The organism is uncultured Abyssibacter sp. (genome assembly GCF_964000955.1).
Lineage (GTDB): Bacteria > Pseudomonadota > Gammaproteobacteria > Nevskiales > OUC007 > Abyssibacter.
In genome coordinates this window covers 1-16,698 of record NZ_CAXFCL010000005.1, presented here as the reverse complement: position 1 = coordinate 16,698, position 16,698 = coordinate 1, and the positions used below count along the sequence as shown (strand labels likewise).

Annotated in this window: 14 protein-coding genes; 8 read left to right on the top strand and 6 right to left on the bottom strand. The window is 62.3% G+C overall.

Annotation, left to right across the window (positions count from 1 at the left end; genetic code table 11):
* Window positions 1-285: 285 nt before the first annotated feature.
* Complete coding sequence (locus tag ABNS06_RS00225) at window positions 286-1,158, bottom strand: replication initiator protein A (protein WP_348671846.1); 873 nt, start codon at window positions 1,156-1,158, stop codon at window positions 286-288.
* 368 nt (window positions 1,159-1,526) lie between these two features.
* Between ABNS06_RS00225 and ABNS06_RS00220 the strand changes: the two genes are divergently transcribed.
* The gene (locus tag ABNS06_RS00220; protein ID WP_348671845.1) at window positions 1,527-1,973 is read left to right on the top strand and encodes a hypothetical protein; all 447 of its coding nucleotides are present in this window, start codon (window positions 1,527-1,529) and stop codon (window positions 1,971-1,973) included.
* Window positions 1,974-2,045: 72 nt separating this feature from the next.
* Here the strand turns inward: ABNS06_RS00220 and ABNS06_RS00215 are convergent, their stop codons facing one another.
* On the bottom strand, window positions 2,046-3,278 hold the full coding sequence (locus tag ABNS06_RS00215; RefSeq protein WP_348671843.1) for an IS256 family transposase: 1,233 nt from the start codon (window positions 3,276-3,278) through the stop codon (window positions 2,046-2,048).
* 629 nt (window positions 3,279-3,907) lie between these two features.
* Between ABNS06_RS00215 and ABNS06_RS00210 the strand changes: the two genes are divergently transcribed.
* The 7 genes from ABNS06_RS00210 to ABNS06_RS00180 all read left to right on the top strand — a co-directional run bounded on the left by ABNS06_RS00210 (window position 3,908) and on the right by ABNS06_RS00180 (window position 14,159).
* Complete coding sequence (locus ABNS06_RS00210; RefSeq protein WP_348671842.1) at window positions 3,908-6,661, top strand: DEAD/DEAH box helicase family protein; 2,754 nt, start codon at window positions 3,908-3,910, stop codon at window positions 6,659-6,661.
* Window positions 6,658-8,106 carry a restriction endonuclease subunit S gene (locus tag ABNS06_RS00205; RefSeq protein ID WP_348671841.1) on the top strand — a complete coding sequence of 483 codons (1,449 nt, stop codon included), beginning with the start codon at window positions 6,658-6,660 and terminating at the stop codon, window positions 8,104-8,106. The genes ABNS06_RS00210 and ABNS06_RS00205 overlap by 4 nt, the downstream gene beginning before the upstream one ends.
* Window positions 8,107-8,242: 136 nt before the next feature.
* Window positions 8,243-9,376 (top strand): Fic family protein, encoded by a 1,134-nt coding sequence (locus tag ABNS06_RS00200; RefSeq protein WP_348671840.1) that lies wholly within the window; start codon window positions 8,243-8,245, stop codon window positions 9,374-9,376.
* 164 nt (window positions 9,377-9,540) lie between these two features.
* Window positions 9,541-11,022: a class I SAM-dependent DNA methyltransferase gene (locus tag ABNS06_RS00195; RefSeq protein WP_348671838.1), complete on the top strand. Its 1,482-nt coding sequence runs from the start codon at window positions 9,541-9,543 to the stop codon at window positions 11,020-11,022.
* A complete protein-coding gene (locus ABNS06_RS00190; protein WP_348671837.1) occupies window positions 11,015-11,944 on the top strand; it encodes an endonuclease NucS domain-containing protein in 930 nt (309 codons plus the stop codon). Before ABNS06_RS00195 ends, ABNS06_RS00190 begins: the two co-directional genes overlap by 8 nt.
* Window positions 11,945-12,043: 99 nt before the next feature.
* Window positions 12,044-13,162 (top strand): NADH:flavin oxidoreductase, encoded by a 1,119-nt coding sequence (locus ABNS06_RS00185; RefSeq protein WP_348671836.1) that lies wholly within the window; start codon window positions 12,044-12,046, stop codon window positions 13,160-13,162.
* Window positions 13,163-13,253: 91 nt separating this feature from the next.
* Complete coding sequence (locus ABNS06_RS00180; protein WP_348671835.1) at window positions 13,254-14,159, top strand: alpha/beta fold hydrolase; 906 nt, start codon at window positions 13,254-13,256, stop codon at window positions 14,157-14,159.
* A gap of 9 nt (window positions 14,160-14,168) precedes the next feature.
* Here the strand turns inward: ABNS06_RS00180 and ABNS06_RS00175 are convergent, their stop codons facing one another.
* From ABNS06_RS00175 to ABNS06_RS00160, 4 genes are all read right to left on the bottom strand, one after another.
* Window positions 14,169-14,414, bottom strand: a complete 246-nt coding sequence (locus tag ABNS06_RS00175) for a hypothetical protein (protein ID WP_348671833.1) — start codon at window positions 14,412-14,414, stop codon at window positions 14,169-14,171.
* Window positions 14,415-14,479: 65 nt separating this feature from the next.
* Window positions 14,480-15,133, bottom strand: a complete 654-nt coding sequence (locus ABNS06_RS00170) for a glutathione S-transferase (RefSeq protein ID WP_348671832.1) — start codon at window positions 15,131-15,133, stop codon at window positions 14,480-14,482.
* Window positions 15,126-15,959: a rhodanese-related sulfurtransferase gene (locus ABNS06_RS00165; RefSeq protein ID WP_348671848.1), complete on the bottom strand. Its 834-nt coding sequence runs from the start codon at window positions 15,957-15,959 to the stop codon at window positions 15,126-15,128. The genes ABNS06_RS00170 and ABNS06_RS00165 overlap by 8 nt, the downstream gene beginning before the upstream one ends.
* A gap of 157 nt (window positions 15,960-16,116) precedes the next feature.
* The coding region (locus ABNS06_RS00160; RefSeq protein ID WP_348671831.1) for a hypothetical protein at window positions 16,117-16,698 on the bottom strand (582 nt) is incomplete at its 5' end.

Below are 16,698 nucleotides of genomic sequence, written 5' to 3'. Positions count from 1 at the left end.
GCATGCCGCCAAATCTCAGCTCGCCATACAATTCGGCGAGCGGTTCATTTTGACCGAGTAATCCACCACCGGCTCACACACAGAATTCAGGACACTCCCTATTGGTCAGTTGATTATGCTCATCCGATGTTCCTGGATGCCCGAATGCCGCGTTCCTACATGCCCGTGCCTCTGTTCCTGAATGCCCGAGCCTGATCGTTCCTGGATGCCCGTGGTCACCAACAGGTTACGCACAGCAATAGATTGGAGCCCGGCCGTACAAACAGTCCCCCCGCTATCGGGCATTCAGGAACGCAGTGACTTCAACGCATCTTTCGCACGTAGCTGCCTCCCTGAATCGTCGTTCCTGTAGGCGACGAACAGGCTCCCGTTCAGGCTCAACAACCAATCCCTCCATGGGTCTGTTTGGCTGCTGATGCGATTCTCTTGGGCCACATCAATGATCTTGCGCACCTCGAACTTGAAACGACGCGGAGAGTTCAGTGACCCACTCTTGTGCCTCAGCTTTTCGAGATCGATTTTGAACACGACTTGGTAAGAACCAAGATGCTTCCTCACCAGTTCGTACAGGCGCTTAGAAAGCCCATTGAGCGCGAAGTAGTCCTCGTCAACGGTCAGGACCTCATTGGCCTCGACTGCACGAAAGTACCAGTCACTGACGCGGATCCGCAGGCGTGGCGAGCCGAAGCGGTCACGAGTAGTCATTGACCAGCTGTCGATCAATCCAAATCCCTGTTCCTGCCGCACACCCCCAGTCTTGATACGGGTTTCTATCGTTGCCCCTCGGAGCCGGGTGAGTGCAACCGTGAGGCGCCTGTAGTCGGCACCGCCGATGGATCGACCGATGGAACGGAGCATGTCATATGCGCTGACCTGAATCGTCGGCGCCACTTTGAGACCTGAGTTGAATCCGGCCCGAATTTGGCTGGCCAGGTATACGAGGATGTCCTTGTCGTCCATCGTCGGGCACCCTGCTGACGAAGGAATGACTTTGATCTCGCAGTCTTTACCTAGTGCATAGGTGCGAATCGACTTGGTCGGTTTCAGTGCAAAGATTGGGTGTTCCAAACTTGCCATATCCACCTTGATGCTGACCTGAGTCAGGACCGCCACAAACAGATCGAGCTGCTTGGCTGGCTCATCGCCGATGACCGCCATTGCGGCAAACGACCACTTACCGCCCTGTCGCGCTCGTGATTATTTCGCCGAGCAAGTCACGCCGAAAATACACACGTCGGCCAAGCTTCACTCGTGCCCCGCGAAGTTGGGCGGAGAAATCAGTATTTCGCTTCAAGACTTGTCGGATACCCGTCGGCGTGCGGTGTAAAAGCTCGGCGAGGCCTTCCACAGTCAGCAGGAGCGGACCGTCAAGCACTTCGCCAGATTCTCTCTGAACCTGGACGGAATTGCTGTCTCGCGCACTTTCCGACATGGCTATCTCCAATGGTCGCTAGCAATCTCTATTGGTGTTGAGACAACTCCAACAGCCGTGACGGTACGCGGGTGTTTGTGTAGAGTCAACATCTATGAAAATTCGTCAGTATGTCGAGAGATCGATTGAGAAGGCTGGCGGCGTGCGGGCTCTTTCACGAACACTGGAGTGGGACCCGGCGTCAATCGTCAAAGCGCGCGACGATGCGAAGCTGAGTCCATATCGTGCGGCGCGACTAGCAGCCTATCTGGAAGAAGATGTGATGCAGGCCGTCTGCGCCGCCCTGATGGACACGAGCAAGAGCAACGCTGAAGCGAGATACTGGAAAGAGTTCCCTTCGGCGTTGGCTACAGGGGTTGCGAACGTCGTCCAAAAGGCTGTTCTAGAATTGGAGTTGAGGCTTTCAGAGATGGAAAACAGCCCCACCTCGGAGGAAAAGTCGTTGATGGTCGCTGAGTTGATGAAGCAGGCGCTGAACGAGGCGTGGTCGGACACAGATTCCGGGGCCCCAACGGGGACTCCCGTTAGGCTAGTTCTATGAGCGCTTCCAGCCTGCTGGATCGCATCCTGTCGCCGGGAGTGTCCTGAATTCTGTGTGTGAGCCGGTGGTGGATTACTCGGTCAAAATGAACCGCTCGCCGAATTGTATGGCGAGCTGAGATTTGGCGGCATGCCATTCCTTCGGCGGCCGTTTCCACTTCGCCTCGATCTGTCGCAACGAAAGGTAGATCAGCTTGATGGCCGCCTCGTCGTTCGGGAAATGGCCCTTGTTTCGGATCGTCTTTCGCACCTGACTGTGCAGGCTTTCGATGGCGTTGGTGGTGTAGATGATCTTCCGGACCTCGGCGGAGAAGGCGAAGAACGGAATGACCTGCTCCCACTTGCGGCGCCAGCTGGCCACGACCGGCGGGTATTTCTGCCCCCACGGTCCCTGCTCGAACTCTTCGAGGGCGGCGGCTGCTGCATCGGCGCTGACGGCCCCGTAGATTGGCCTGAGCGCCTTGGCGATCGCCTTGCGCTCCTTCCAAGAGGCGAACTGCATCGAGTAGCGAATCAGGTGAACGATGCAGGTCTGGACCACGGTGTCGGGGAACACGGCGGTGATGGCTTCCGGGAAGCCCTTCAGGCCATCGACCACGGCGATCAGGATGTCGGCCACGCCACGGCCCTTGAGCTCGGTCATGACCCGCATCCAGAACTTGGCGCCCTCGGTCTGTTCGATCCACAGCCCCAGAATCTCCTTGGCACCGTGGCTGGTGATGCCGATGGCGAGGTACACGGCCTTGTTGTGGACCATGCCCTCGTCGCGGATCTTCACCCTCAGGGCGTCGAAGTAGACGATTGCGTAGACCGTCTCCAGGGGCCGGTTCTGCCACGCCAGGGCGTCGGCCATAACCGACTCAGTGACCGCCGATACCAGGTTGGCCGAAACGTCGATGCCGTAGATCTCCTGGATGTGCGCCCGAATGTCCCGGGTGCTCATGCCGCGGGCATACAGGGCGATGATCTTGTCATCGAAGCCCGGAAAACGCCGCGCGTACTTCGGGATCAGCGTCGGGTCGAACTGCCCGTGCCGGTCGCGCGGAATGTCGAGAACGACGCGCTCGCCATCCATTGTGACCGTCTTGGACGACCGGCCGTTGCGATGGTTGCCGGCCTCCTGCTGGTCCGGCTCATCGAGATGCGCCTCCATCTCGCCTTCGAGCATGCGCTGCGCCAATCGCTTCTTGAGCTCTCCGATCAGGCCATCGTTGCCCAACAGGTGGGCGCCGTGCTCGCGCCCCTCCAGCAACTGGTCGATCAGTTCATCGGAAAACGGTGAATCGGACTTCCTGCGTCTTGCCATGTCTCCCTCCTCGGGATGTGATCATGGCTCAACACACAAAATTCGTTACACCCTCCTGTCGCCAGGAACCAGCCACTGGATTGACCGAGTATGTCGGGAGCGTGACGAAGCGAGAGTAGCATTCGACACGCTCCAATTTCGGGTTCGAACCGCCGCGGCACCGCTCTACACAGCCAAATCTGGCGTTGTATTCACCACCCTCGGGTTTGCGCTTGGAACTTATGCCGACGAGCTGATCCTTGGACTGATTTTCTTCATCGCAGGCATCGCGCTGATGGTGTCAGCGGTCGGGCGGACCAATGCCAGGATGCAACATGCTGCACCTGCGATAGGTACAATTGAGGTACAGACGCAAGAACCCGCGATAAGCGCTAACGACCCCTAACGTACTGATACGCATGACCAACAGCGTTTCGTCGCGTACCGCAACGAACCTTTGCGGATTCGGGCGGCACCTCGCGAAGCCCTAACTCATAATCCGTTGGTTCCAGGTTCAAGTCCTGGTGGGCCCACCACTTCTCCAACGATCGCACCACAGATTCCACCCCAGCGAAGGGGAAACGGCGATCTGTCACAGGCCCTTGCAACTTGCTAGCCTTTCGGGTCTGAGCGAAAGGGGGCAAGCCCGGGTGACAACCACGCCGGAAGCATTGGCACGCGAGCGCATCGATACGCTGCTGACCGCGGCTGGCTGGACGATCCAGCATCCCGATCAGTTCAACCGCAACGCGGCGCTGGGCGTGGCCGTTCGCGAATTCCAGCTCCCCAACGGGGCCGCGGATTACCTCCTGTTTGTCGACGGCAAGGCCTGCGGCCTGATCGAAGCCAAGAAGGCAGGAGTCACACTCACCGGAGTCGCCGAGCAGGCGGCGAAGTACCGTGTGCTGCCGGAGTTCCTGGCGCAGTGGCCTCAGGGGCAACGCTTTGTCTATCTGACCACCGGTGCCGAAACCCTGTTCTGCGACCATGCCGATCCGGAACCACGCTCGCGGCGGGTGTTCGCATTCCACAAGCCGGAGACGCTGCTTGGTTGGCTCAAGGACGACTCGACCCTGCGCCAGCGCCTCACGCACATGCCGCCGCTGCAAACTGCCGGCCTGCGCGATTGTCAGGTCGACGCGATCACCGGCCTGGAGACATCCCTCGCGAAGGACAAACCGCGGTCGCTCATCCAGATGGCGACCGGTGCCGGCAAGACCTTCACCGCCTGCACCTTCAGCTGGCGGCTGCTCAAGCATGCCCGCGCCCGTCGCATCCTGTTCCTGGTGGATCGCAACAACCTGGGCGACCAGACGCTCAAGGAGTACCAGAACTTCGACCCGCCCAGCAGCGCACACAAGTTCACCCAGACCTATATCACCCAGCACCTGTCCAGCAATCGGCTGGACCCGGATGCCCAGGTGGTCATCACCACCATCCAGCGCCTCTACGCCATGCTGCGCGGCAAGGAGCTGGACGAGAACGCCGAACAGCGGTCCGCCTTCGAGACCTGGACCGGCGACGAACCCGACGGCCCGGCACCCGTACCCTACAACCCCGTCATACCCATCGAGCATTTCGACTTCATCGTCACGGACGAATGCCACCGCTCGATCTACGGCCTCTGGCGGCAGGTGCTCGAATACTTCGACGCCCATCTGATCGGCCTCACCGCCACGCCCAGCAAGCACACCCTGGCCTTCTTCAACCAGAATCTGGTGGCGGAATACCCCTACGAGCAATCCGTCATTGACGGCGTCAACGTCGGCTATGAGGTCTACCGAATCAAGACGCAGGTCAGCGAGCAGGGCGGTGTCGTCAACGCCGACTACGCCGTCCCCCTGCGTGACAAGCGGACCCGTGCCCTGCGCTACGCCCAGCTGGATGACGACTTGCCGTACGCCGCCACCGAACTGGACCGCGCCGTCACGGTACCGGCGCAGATTCGCGCCGTGCTTCAGTGTTACCGGGACCGCATGTTCACCGAGCTGTTTCCCGGCCGCAGCGGCCAGTGGGTGCCCAAGACCCTGATCTTCGCCAAGGACGACAACCATGCCGAGGAGATCACCCACATCGTGCGCGAGGTGTTCGATGCCGGCGACGACTTCGCCAAGAAGATCACCTACCAGACCAGCGAAAAGCCCAAGGAACTGATCCGCGCGTTCCGCGTCGACCCGTTCCCGCGCATCGCGATCACCGTGGACATGATCGCCACCGGCACGGACATCAAGCCGGTCGAGTGCGTCATCTTCATGCGGGACGTGAAATCCGAGGGCTACTACGAGCAGATGAAGGGCCGCGGCGTACGCACCATCAACGATGCCGACCTCGCCCAGGTCACCCCGGATGCCAGGACCAAGACCCGCTTCGTGCTCATCGACGCCGTCGGCGTCACCGAAGGCAGGAAATCCGTCAGCCAGCCGCTGGAGCGCAAGCGCGGCGTGACCTTCGAGAAGCTGCTGGAGCAGATCGCCCAGGGCCGGCGCGACGACGATGCGCTCTCCAGCCTCGCCGGTCGACTGGCCGCGCTGGACCACCAGATCGAGGACGACGACCGCGCCCGCGTCACGCAGTCAGCGGGCGGCCTGACCCTCAAGCAGCTCGCCCGGCAGGTCTTCGATGCCGTCGACCCGGACATGATCCAGGCCAGCGCCATCGACGATCACGGTCCGGAGCCGACGGACGAGCAAATCACCAAGGTCACCGACACGCTGAAGGACACCGCCTGTCAGCCCCTGGACAACCCGGACCTGCGCAAGCTGCTGGTCGCGATCAAGAAGAAGTCCGAAATCGTCATTGACGACCAGACCACGGACGCACTGATCTCCGGCACCTACGACAAGGCGGAGGCCGAGAAGCGAGTCGACAGCTTCAAGTCGTTCATCGAACAGAACCGGGACGAGTTGCTCGCCCTGCAGATTCTCTACAATCAGCCCTACGGCACCCGCCGGCTCAGCTACGCCGCCGTGCGGGAACTGGCGCAGGCACTGGGCGACCCGCCCTGGCACCTGACCACGGCGACCGTCTGGCAGGCCTACGCGCGGCTCAATGCCGCCGTGGTGCGCGGCGCGCCCACCGACAAGCTGCTCACCGACATCATCGCGCTGGTGCGCTTCGCCACCGGCCAGACCGACGTGCTGGAGCCCTATGCCGTGCAGGTGGAACAGAAGTTCAACCTGTGGATGGGCCGGCAGAAGAAGGCCGGCCGCGCATTCACCGCCGAGCAGGACCAATGGCTGCGCGCCATCAAGGACTACCTGATCGCCAACCTCGAAATTGAAGCCAGAGACCTGATGCAAGACCAACCGTTTGCCGCCATGGGCGGCGTGCTGCACGCAAGAGAGCTATTCGGCGAACAGTTGAATGCGCTGCTGGATGAATTGAGTGGGGCGTTGGCGGCGTGAGCGCGTACCCAATACGGCCGCTTGACAAGGTTGCAACTCTAATCGCCGGCACAGGATTCCCGAAGCGGTTTCAGGGTCAAGTAGACGGCGAATTGCCATTCTTCAAAGTCTCGGACATCAGCCGCTGTGTCCGGAGCGGGGGCCGCGTCCTGCACGAAGCACCGAACTGGATTACAGAAGCAGTTGCAGAAGAACTCAAGGCAAAGCGCCTTCCAAAGGGTTGCATCGTTTTTGCTCGAATTGGTGAGGCGCTAAAACTCAATCGGCGGGCCGTTCTCGGTACTGACGCCATCGTCGATAACAATGTGCTGGGCGTTAAGGCTGGGCCAGATGTATCAGATGACTACTTGTACTATTTTTTCCAAACCGTTCGGCTGGAGAATTTGTCTAGGGCGACAACGGTCCCAGCGGTAAGAAGCTCTGATGTATCCCAAATCCACATACCTGTTCCAAACAGGTCCACTCAGACTGAGATAGTCAACAAAATCGACCAACTCTTCAGCCGCATCGACGAAGGCGAGCGCGCGCTGCGCAAGGTCGAAACGCTGGTGGAGCGTTACCGCCAGTCCGTGCTCAAGGCCGCCGTCACCGGCGAACTCACCCGCGACTGGCGCACCGCCAACCGCGAACGCCTGCAAGCCGAGGGCGGCACCGGCCAGGCCCTGCTGGACCGCATCCTCACCGACCGCCGCCAGGCCTGGGAAACCGCCGAGCTGAAGAAGCTCAAGGCCAAGGGAAAAACACCCGCGAACGACGCGTGGAAGTCCAAGTACAAGGAACCCGTTACGCCTGACACGGACGGGCTGCCCGAATTGCCGGAGGGGTGGGTTTGGGCCACCATCGATCAGCTTCAAACAGAGTTTCGCAATGGCCTCTCTCGGAAGCCAGTCAATGCTCCACCGGGCAATCCAATACTTCGCATCTCCGCGGTTCGTGAGCTCGCGGTTGACGAGAGAGACATTAGGTATTACGTCCCCAAAGAAGACGAGGACGTCTCGTCTAGCTGCGTCGAACCCGGCGACTTTCTGTTTACCCGATATAACGGAAATCCATCATTTGTCGGTGTGGCAGGGCTCTTTCGCGGACCCCAACCCGTGCTTCACCCCGACAAATTGATTCGTTTTTCGCCTGTTCGAGTAGATGGGCTGGTCCCGCAGTTTGTGGAAGTCGCACTGAATTCAGGTCAAACACGCAACCATATCTCGTCGCGCGTTAAGACAAGCGCCGGACAGCACGGCATAGCTGGCGGGGATATCAAAGTCGCGCCGGTTCCGATACCGCCGGTGGGCGAACAGAATGTGATCGCGGCTCGAGTCGAGTCGATGCTCTCGCAAGTTCTGCACCTCACCACGGACCTTAGTGCAGCAGATCGAAAAGCAAATTCGCTTAGGCAGGCGGTACTTTCCACCGCATTTTCTGGCCAGTTGATTAAGCAGGACACATGATCCAAGAAGCCCCAGTCTTCAAAATCTGGAGCTACGCTTCCGTCCTAAAGGGTGTGGGCGTTCACAAAGGTGCCGAAATCGAGCCTATTACCGGCCATCGCTCCCACCGACGCACGCCACTGCTCGACCAAATCGCATGAAGTTCGAATCCTTCAGCGCCGGCGCGTGGGCGAGCCGCTACCAGTACAAGAGCTTCGAACCGACACCGGTCAACCACGACTGGACCTGGGAAGACCCGACGATTCATGTGCTGCTGGAGGACGCCACCCGTGCCCTGGGCGAGCTCAACGCGTTCTCGCTGATCGTGCCCGATATCGACCGTTTCATTCGCATGCATGTGGTCAAGGAGGCGCAGAAGTCCAGCCGCATCGAGGGCACGCAGACGGGGATCGACGAGGCGGTGCTGTCCGAGGTGCATGTGCGTCCGGAGCGGCGGGACGACTGGCGCGAGGTGCACAACTACATCGATGCCATGAGCCTGGCCATCGAGCGGCTGGCGACCCTGCCGCTGTCCAACCGCCTGCTGTGCGAGACCCACGCGGTGCTGATGCGCGGCGTGCGCGGGGAACACAAGCGCCCCGGCGAGTTCCGGATCAGCCAGAACTGGATCGGTGGCTCCAGCCTGACCGATGCGGCCTTCATTCCGCCGCATCACGAAGGCGTGCCCGAGCTGATGGCCGATCTGGAACAGTTGTGGCACAACGAGGCCTTGCAGGTGCCGCATTTGATCCGCGCGGCGATCAGCCACTACCAGTTCGAGACCATCCACCCGTTTCTGGACGGCAACGGCCGGATCGGCCGCCTGCTGATCCCGCTGTACCTGATCAGCCACGGCGTGCTGGCTAAGCCGTCGCTGTATCTGTCCGACTTCTTCGAACGCAACCGGGCCAGCTACTACGATGCACTGATGCGCGTGCGGCAGTCCGATGACCTGCTGCACTGGGTGCGCTTCTTTCTGCGCGGCGTGCTGGAAACGGCGGAAAACGGCCGTCAGCTGTTCCAGCAGATTCTGACGCTGCGTACAGAAGCGGAGCAGCGGGTGATGGCGATCGGACGGCGGTCGGCCAACGCGAGAAAGCTGCTGGAGCACCTGTACCGGCAGCCTGTCGTAGCGGCGGCGGACGTGACCGAAACCTTAAGTGTGTCCAATCCGACGGCACAGACACTGCTGCGCGCCTTGGAGGAATGCGGCCTGCTGGTCGAACAAACCGGCCAGCAGCGGGATCGGCTGTTCCGGTTCGAGGCTTACTTAAGCCTGTTCACTAAGTAAACTTAACTCATTAAATTTAAATAACGGTCGACGTTATGTAAGCCAGGTTGGCTCACATCCGACCGGTCGAAACGCCGAACACATGGATTCAACCCGATGATTCAAGCCATTGCGGTCCGACCAGGGCCGATCAGAACAGCGTGTCAGATCGAAGGGAACCGCGAATGACCCACGAGGCACTCGTCGCCAAGGTCTGGAACTACGCCACCGTCCTCAAGGGCGTGGGCGTGCACTACAGCGCCTACATCGAGCAGATCACCTATCTGCTGTTCCTGAAGATGGACGCCGAGCGCAGCGCACTGCTGGGCGAGCCGTCGATCATCCCCGCGCAATGGCGCTGGGAGCATCTGGCCGGCAAGTCCGGCGATGCGCTGGAGTTGCACTACCGCCGCACCCTGGAGGCGCTGGCCAGGGAAGACGGGCTGATCGGGACGATCTACAAGGGCGCGCAGAACAAGCTCAGCAATCCGTCCAGCCTCAAGCGCGTGGTCTCGCTGATCGATGGCGAGACCTGGATCGGCATCAATGTGGACGTGAAGGGCGAGATCTACGAAGGCTTGCTGGAACGCAACGCCGCGGAGGTGAAATCCGGCGCCGGCCAGTACTTCACACCGCGACCACTGATCGAGGCCATCACCCACGTGCTGCGCCCGCAGATCGGCGAGACCGTGCATGACCCGGCCTGCGGTACGGGCGGGTTCCTGCTCGCTGCATATGACGCGATGAAGGACCAGACCCGGGACAAGGCTGCCCAGCACAAGCTGCGCACCCGGTTGCTCTCGGGCACGGACATCGTGGACGAGGTGGTGCGGCTATGCGGCATGAACCTGTATCTGCACGGCATCGGCAACGGCGAAAGCCCGATCAAGGCGGCCGATGCGCTCGCATTCGACCCGGGCGATCGCTACGACGTGGTGCTCACCAACCCGCCCTTCGGCAAGAAGAGCAGTTACAAGGTCATCGGCGAGGATGGCCAGATGGACACCGAACGCGAGGACTACGAGCGGGAGGACTTCAAGTACACCACCGGCAACAAGCAGCTGAATTTTCTGCAGCACATCATGACCATCCTGCAGATGGGCGGACGGGCCGGGGTAGTGCTACCGGACAATGTGCTGTTCGAGGCCGGCAGCGCGGGCGAAGGCATCCGCCGGCGACTGCTCACGCAGTTCAACTTTCACACCTGCCTGCGCCTGCCTACGGGCATCTTCTACGCCCAGGGCGTGAAGGCGAACGTACTGTTCTTCGACAAGCACGCGCCACGCTCCGGCGGCCAACCCAACACCCGCGCGCTGTGGATCTACGACCTGCGCACCAACCAGCACTTCACGCTCAAGAAAAACCCGCTACGCGCCGCAGACCTCGAAGACTTCGTCGCCTGCTACTGCCCGGATGACCGCAGCCAGCGACAGGAAACCGAACGCTTCAAGTGCTTCCACGTGGATGAACTGCTCGCCCGCGACAAGACCAATCTCGACATCTTCTGGCTGCGTGACAACAGTCTGGAAGACGTCGACAACCTGCCGCCCCCCGACGTGATCGCCGAGGAAATCGTCGATAACCTGCAAGCGGCTCTGGAAGCGTTTCAGGCCGTGCAGGACAAGCTTCAACTACCGCAACAGCGGTCGGAGTGTCTTGATGCGTAAGTACAACCGCGTCATGGCGGGACGAGGCGGCATGTACGCCAACGATTGTGTTGCCGGTGGCTATATCGGCGTGGGGTTTCTCAGGGATCACGATCTGACCGGCCAGCTTCCCGATGCGTGGCGTGAGTTCAACGCAGCCTTTACACCGGTTTACCGGGCCGAGAACGCCGGCAAGTCGAAAGTCGCCGCGGGCTTGGCCTGCGGTGCGGTCTGGACCGTCTGCAAAGGGCTGCAGACCGGCGATATCGTCATCACTCCAAACGGTGAAGGCCGGTACCACGCCGGTGAGATACGGGGAGATTATCAATACGAGCCAGATCAGCCGCTGGCCCATCAACGGCCGGTTCACTGGTACGGAGAGTTGTTTGATCGCTCGGATATGAGCGAGGCGCTTCAACGCTCGACGGGGAGCATCGGAACGGTCTGCGACATCACGAAGCATGCAAGTGAACTGGATCAGCTCATCCACGGCGACCCGGCACCGACGCTGGTCTCATCGGACCCTGAAGTGGAGAACGTCAGCGCATTCGCGCTGGAGAAACACCTTCAGGATTTTCTGGTTTCGAACTGGTCTTCAACGGCGTTGGGAAAAACCCACGACATCTACACCGACGATGGCGAAATCGTCGGCAAGGAATACCCGACAGACACCGGCGCCATCGACATTCTCGCCATCAGCAAGGACGGGAAGGAATTGCTGGTCGTCGAGCTGAAAAAGGGCAGAGCGAGTGACGTCGTGGTTGGGCAAATTCAGCGATACATGGGGTTTGTCATGGATGAACTCTGCGAGCCGGGACAAGCCGTTGCCGGAGTGATCATCGCACTGGATGATGACCTCCGAATCAGGCGTGCGCTCCGAGTGACCGAGCGAATCAAGTTTTGTCGATACCGGGTGAGCTTCTCCATTGAAAACTGGGACTAATCGGAAACTAAGCGCTCGCAGCAAGGCACGGAACCGCCGCTCGGTGACGCCGTGCGAACTCTCGGTTATGTTCCCGGCGTCACCTGTCCGGGAATCCGCATGACCACGTCCGCCAACGATGTTCTCTTCCGCCCATTCCGCATCGGTTCCCTGGAACTGAAGAACCGGATCGTCATGGCGCCGATGACTCGAACCTTTGCTCCCGAGGGCATTCCGGGCGAGGCCAACGCCGCCTACTACCGCCGGCGCGCCGAGGGTGACGTGGGGCTGATCCTGTCCGAGGGCACGGTGGTGAACCGACCGGCCTCGCGCAACGAGCCGAATGTTCCGATGTTTCACGGTGAGGCCGCGCTGGCGGGCTGGAAGCAGGTCATCGACGCCGTGCATGACGCCGGCGGCAAGATGGGCCCGCAGATCTGGCACACGGGTTCGACCCGCGGCCGCAGCGGCTGGGAGCCGGAGGCGCCGGTGGAAAGCCCGTCCGCGCTGGTCGCGCCGGGCAAGCCGCGCGGCGTGGCGATGACCGAGGAGGACATCGCCGACACCGTGGCCGCCTTCGCCGCGGCGGCGGCCGATGCCGAGCGCCTGGGCTTCGACACCGTGGAGATTCACGGCGCCCACGGTTACCTGATCGATCAGTTCTTCTGGCCCGGCACCAACGAGCGGACCGATCGCTACGGCGGCGCGACCATTCGTGAACGCTCGCGCTTCGCCGGCGAAGTCGTCGCGGCCGTGCGCGCGGCGGTGAGTCTGGACTTCCCCATCCTGCTCCGCGTAAGCCAGTGGAAGCAGCAGGATTACGCGGCGCGGCTGGCCGAGACCCCGGAGCAGATGAGCGACTGGCTGCAACCGCTGGTCGACGCTGGCGTCGATGTGTTGCATTGCTCCCAGCGCCGGTTCTGGGAGCCCGAGTTCCCCGAAATCGACGGCGCCCAGGGACTGAACTTCGCGGGCTGGGCCAGGAAGCTCACCGGCGTTCCGACCATCAGCGTCGGATCGGTCGGGCTGTCCGGCGAGTTCATCGCCGCATTCGGCGGTGAATCCTCCAGCAGCGTTGGCATTGATCAACTCATCGAGCGCATGGAGCGCGACGAGTTCGACCTGATCGCCGTCGGTCGGGCCTTGATCAGCGATGCGCAGTGGGCCGCCAAGGTGCGCGACGGCAAAGCCGCCGAGCTGACCGGTTTCAATCCCGCGGCACTGGCGACACTGGCCTGACGCCTACGCATTGCCATTGCTCCGGCGGACGGACTCGCATGCCGAATGCGGTTCAGGTTAGGTTCACGCGTCGCGTCGCAAGGAGTCGAACATGCCCACGGAAGTCTCTTTCTCCAGTCATGGAACCACGGTTCGAGCCGGTCATTTCGAACCCTCCGCATCCGCGCTGACGACCGCGCGGGGCACCCCCTGCGTGGTGATGGCGCATGGTCTGGGCGGCACGCGCGCGGCCGGGCTGGATCCGTTCGCCGAGGCTTTCGCCGCCGCCGGACTGCACGTGCTGTGCTTCGACTACCGCGGTTTCGGCACCAGCGACGGCCAGCCCCGGCAGGTCGTCAACGTGCGCATGCAGTTACAGGACTGGGCAGCGGCCATTGCATTCGCGCGCACGCTGGACGGGGTTGACCCGGACCGGATCGCGACCTGGGGCAGCTCCTTCTCCGGCGCCCACGCGGTCACCGCCGCCGTGAAGGATGGCCGGGTCGCGGCGGTCAGTTCGCAGGGCGCCATGATGGACGGTTTCGCGGCGTTGCAGAACGTGCTCAAGCAGCAGGGGTTGCTGCACGGTCTCAAGCTCACCCGGGCCGGCATCAGCGACACCATCCGAGGGTATCTGGGCCTGCCACGCAGCATGCTGCCGGTGGTCGCGGCGCCGGGGAAATCCGGCGTGCTGACGACCGCGGATGCCGAGCCAGGTTACAAGCGCATCACGCCCGCGGCCTGGCGCAACGAGATCTCCACCAGCTGGGCGGTGTCGCTGGCGACCTACCGACCCAATCTGCTGACGCCGAAGCTGCCCTGCCCCGCGCTGTTCTGCATCGCCACCGAGGACGTGGTCGTACCACCGGCGGCGATGGAGGATGGCGCACGGCGTGCGCCGGACAAGGTGACGGTCAAGCGTTACCCAGTCGGGCATTTCGACATTTACGTGCCGCCAACCTTCGACCAGGTCGTGGCGGATCAGACCGCGTTCTTCGTCGAGACGCTCGCGGCCTGAGTCCCGCTCTCAGGCGCCGTGCGTGCCCGTGGAGCGCGCTTCGGTCGCGATCCCACGAAAGCGGCGGATGCCATCGGCCCGGTACCACAGGCCACCGAAGTTGCGGATGCAGGCCTTGGCCACCGAATAGGTCACCGGGCGGCCTTCGAACATCGGCGTCGGTGGACCGAAGACGGGCAAGCGTTCGCGAGCCTTCCGGCAGTTGTCCACCGCGACCACGCGGCCGTTCGGGGAGCAGTACAGATGGACTTTCATGGGGTGGCCAATCTGGGGTGTGCAGGCCTAAACGGATTCGACTCACAAACCCGGACACCGGCTGGCTAGCGACCCGGCGTCCAGATGATGGCCGCGTCGCCCGCACGCCATGGCTTGAATTTGCGCATGATCCCCACGAAGCGATCCGTCGATAGCCAGCGCTGCAACCAGTCGAACACGGCTGGAAACGGTCGCTCGGACCACCACTGCGGCTCCACGCCGGCGAACTGGCGCGCGAAGGGAAACAACGCGGCATCGGCGAGTCGTGGGCGGCCGTCCAGCAGATAACCGCCGCATGCGACCAGGCGTTGCTCCCAGTCGGCGAGTATCGATTCCGCCTCGCGTCGATAGTCCGCCTGCGAGCCGTCGGGATGCCGCACGTGGTACTTGTAGCGATCCAGCCACTGCTTGAATGGCCCGTCGTTCTGCTCGATCAACGCGACCGTTTCGGCCCCGTTGGCACCCAGCCAGTCCTCGGGGTCGGACTGGGCCAGCGCCCAGCGCATCACCTCGATGCTCTCGTCGATCACGCGGCCGTCCGGCAACTGCAACACCGGCACGGTGCCCTTGGGCGAGATCGCCAGCATCGCCGCGGGCTTGTCCCGCAGCACGACCTCGCGCTGTTCGAGGGTGACGCCGGCAACGGCCAGCGCCATCCGAGCGCGAATGGCGTAGGGGCAGCGTCGAAACGAGTAGAGAACCGGCGGCGCTTCAGCCATTGGCCGTCCGGGCGCGCTGCCGCTGGTCGCGCCGCATTTCCAGCGCGGCGCGGCGTTCCGGCGTGAGCTCGTCGATGCAGTACGGGCAGCTGATATCGGCCTCGAACTGCGGCGAGGCCTGCTCGGCCGCGGACAGCGGTTCGCCACAGGCTTCGCACTGCACCGCGTCGCCCGGCGTCAGCGCGTGCGTCACCGTGACGCGCTCGTCGAACACATAGCACTCGCCCTGCCACAGGCTCTCGGCCTCGGGCACGGTTTCCAGGTACTTGAGGATGCCGCCGTGCAGGTGATGCACGTTGTCGAAGCCCTGATCCAGCAGGTAGGCAGTCGCCTTTTCACAGCGAATCCCGCCGGTGCAGAACATCGCGATCGGTCGGTGCTCCTGCCCCTTCAGCTCGCGCTCCACGTAGGCGGGAAACTCGCGGAAGGTCTCGGTACCGGGCGACCGCGCATGGCGAAACGTGCCCAGCTTCACTTCGTACTCGTTGCGCGTGTCGATCACGAGCACATCGGGGTCTTCGAGCAAGCTGTTCCATGCCTCCGGCTCGACATAGCTGCCGACCCGCTTGCGTGGGTCCACGCCGGGCACGCCCATGGTGACGATCTCGCGCTTGAGACGCACCCGCAGCCGCGGAAACGGGTTGCTGGGCGCGGTTGAACGCTTTTCGTCCAGCGCGCTCAGACGCGCATCCGATCGCAAGTAGGCCAGCACCGCATCAATCCCGGCCGCCGAACCAGCGATGGTGCCATTGATCCCCTCATCGGCCAGCAGCAATGTGCCACGCACGCCCGCCTCGGCGCAGGCCGCACGGATCGGGGCCTGCATCGCTTCGAAATCGGGCAGCGGCGCGAAGTGATAAAGCGCCGCGATCACAACGTCGGACATCGCTCTCGGAACAACGGGCGGGGCGCCATATTGTACGTGCCGTCCGCGACAGACGCCGGCGTCCCGCCCGGTGCACGACCGAACGGGACTCGAAGCCCTATTCCGCCGTAACGCGCACCTGAATGATCGTATCGACCGTCTCCGTCGTCGCCGCGCTCAGCGTGGCGATGATCTGCACGTCGCCGTCCTGATCGCCAATCGGCGTGACCAGACCGGCATCATCCAGCGTGTCCGCGACGGTCAGTACATCGTCGACATCGAGCTCCCAGCTCACGTGACGGGTCACGTCCTGAGTCACGCCAGTAGCTGATTCGGTGGCGATGGCGGTGAGTTGCAGCTCGTCGTCCCAGGCCAGTTCCGCGTTTTCCGGCGACACGGTCAGCGTGTCGAACTCGCGTTCGACCTGGATACGCAGCGGGGAATCCGCCTCCAGGTCAGCCGGATCGAAACGCACGTGAATGCCCTCGCCGTCGGAGTCGTCCAGCGCGGTGAGGTAGAGATGCGCATCGGTCGTCGACAACACCGCCCGTTCACTCTCCGTCTCCTGCAACTCCACGTCGACATCATCGGACAGGTTCTGCTCGGCCAGCGACGGATCGGCAAAACCGGCGTAGACCGTGTAGCGCTCCGACGTCCCGACCGCCAGCTCCGTATCGTTCGTGAACTCGCGCTCGAGACG

Bases quoted from the DNA above. Each gene is read 5' to 3' on its own strand.
- ABNS06_RS00225 (WP_348671846.1), bottom strand. From the start codon at position 1,158: ATGGCGGTCATCGGCGATGAGCCAGCCAAGCAGCTCGATCTGTTTGTG.
- ABNS06_RS00220 (WP_348671845.1), top strand. From the start codon at position 1,527: ATGAAAATTCGTCAGTATGTCGAGAGATCGATTGAGAAGGCTGGCGGC.
- ABNS06_RS00215 (WP_348671843.1), bottom strand. From the start codon at position 3,278: ATGGCAAGACGCAGGAAGTCCGATTCACCGTTTTCCGATGAACTGATC.
- ABNS06_RS00200 (WP_348671840.1), top strand. From the start codon at position 8,243: ATGAAGTTCGAATCCTTCAGCGCCGGCGCGTGGGCGAGCCGCTACCAG.
- ABNS06_RS00195 (WP_348671838.1), top strand. From the start codon at position 9,541: ATGACCCACGAGGCACTCGTCGCCAAGGTCTGGAACTACGCCACCGTC.
- ABNS06_RS00190 (WP_348671837.1), top strand. From the start codon at position 11,015: ATGCGTAAGTACAACCGCGTCATGGCGGGACGAGGCGGCATGTACGCC.
- ABNS06_RS00185 (WP_348671836.1), top strand. From the start codon at position 12,044: ATGACCACGTCCGCCAACGATGTTCTCTTCCGCCCATTCCGCATCGGT.
- ABNS06_RS00180 (WP_348671835.1), top strand. From the start codon at position 13,254: ATGCCCACGGAAGTCTCTTTCTCCAGTCATGGAACCACGGTTCGAGCC.
- ABNS06_RS00175 (WP_348671833.1), bottom strand. From the start codon at position 14,414: ATGAAAGTCCATCTGTACTGCTCCCCGAACGGCCGCGTGGTCGCGGTG.
- ABNS06_RS00170 (WP_348671832.1), bottom strand. From the start codon at position 15,133: ATGGCTGAAGCGCCGCCGGTTCTCTACTCGTTTCGACGCTGCCCCTAC.
- ABNS06_RS00165 (WP_348671848.1), bottom strand. From the start codon at position 15,959: ATGCAGGCCCCGATCCGTGCGGCCTGCGCCGAGGCGGGCGTGCGTGGC.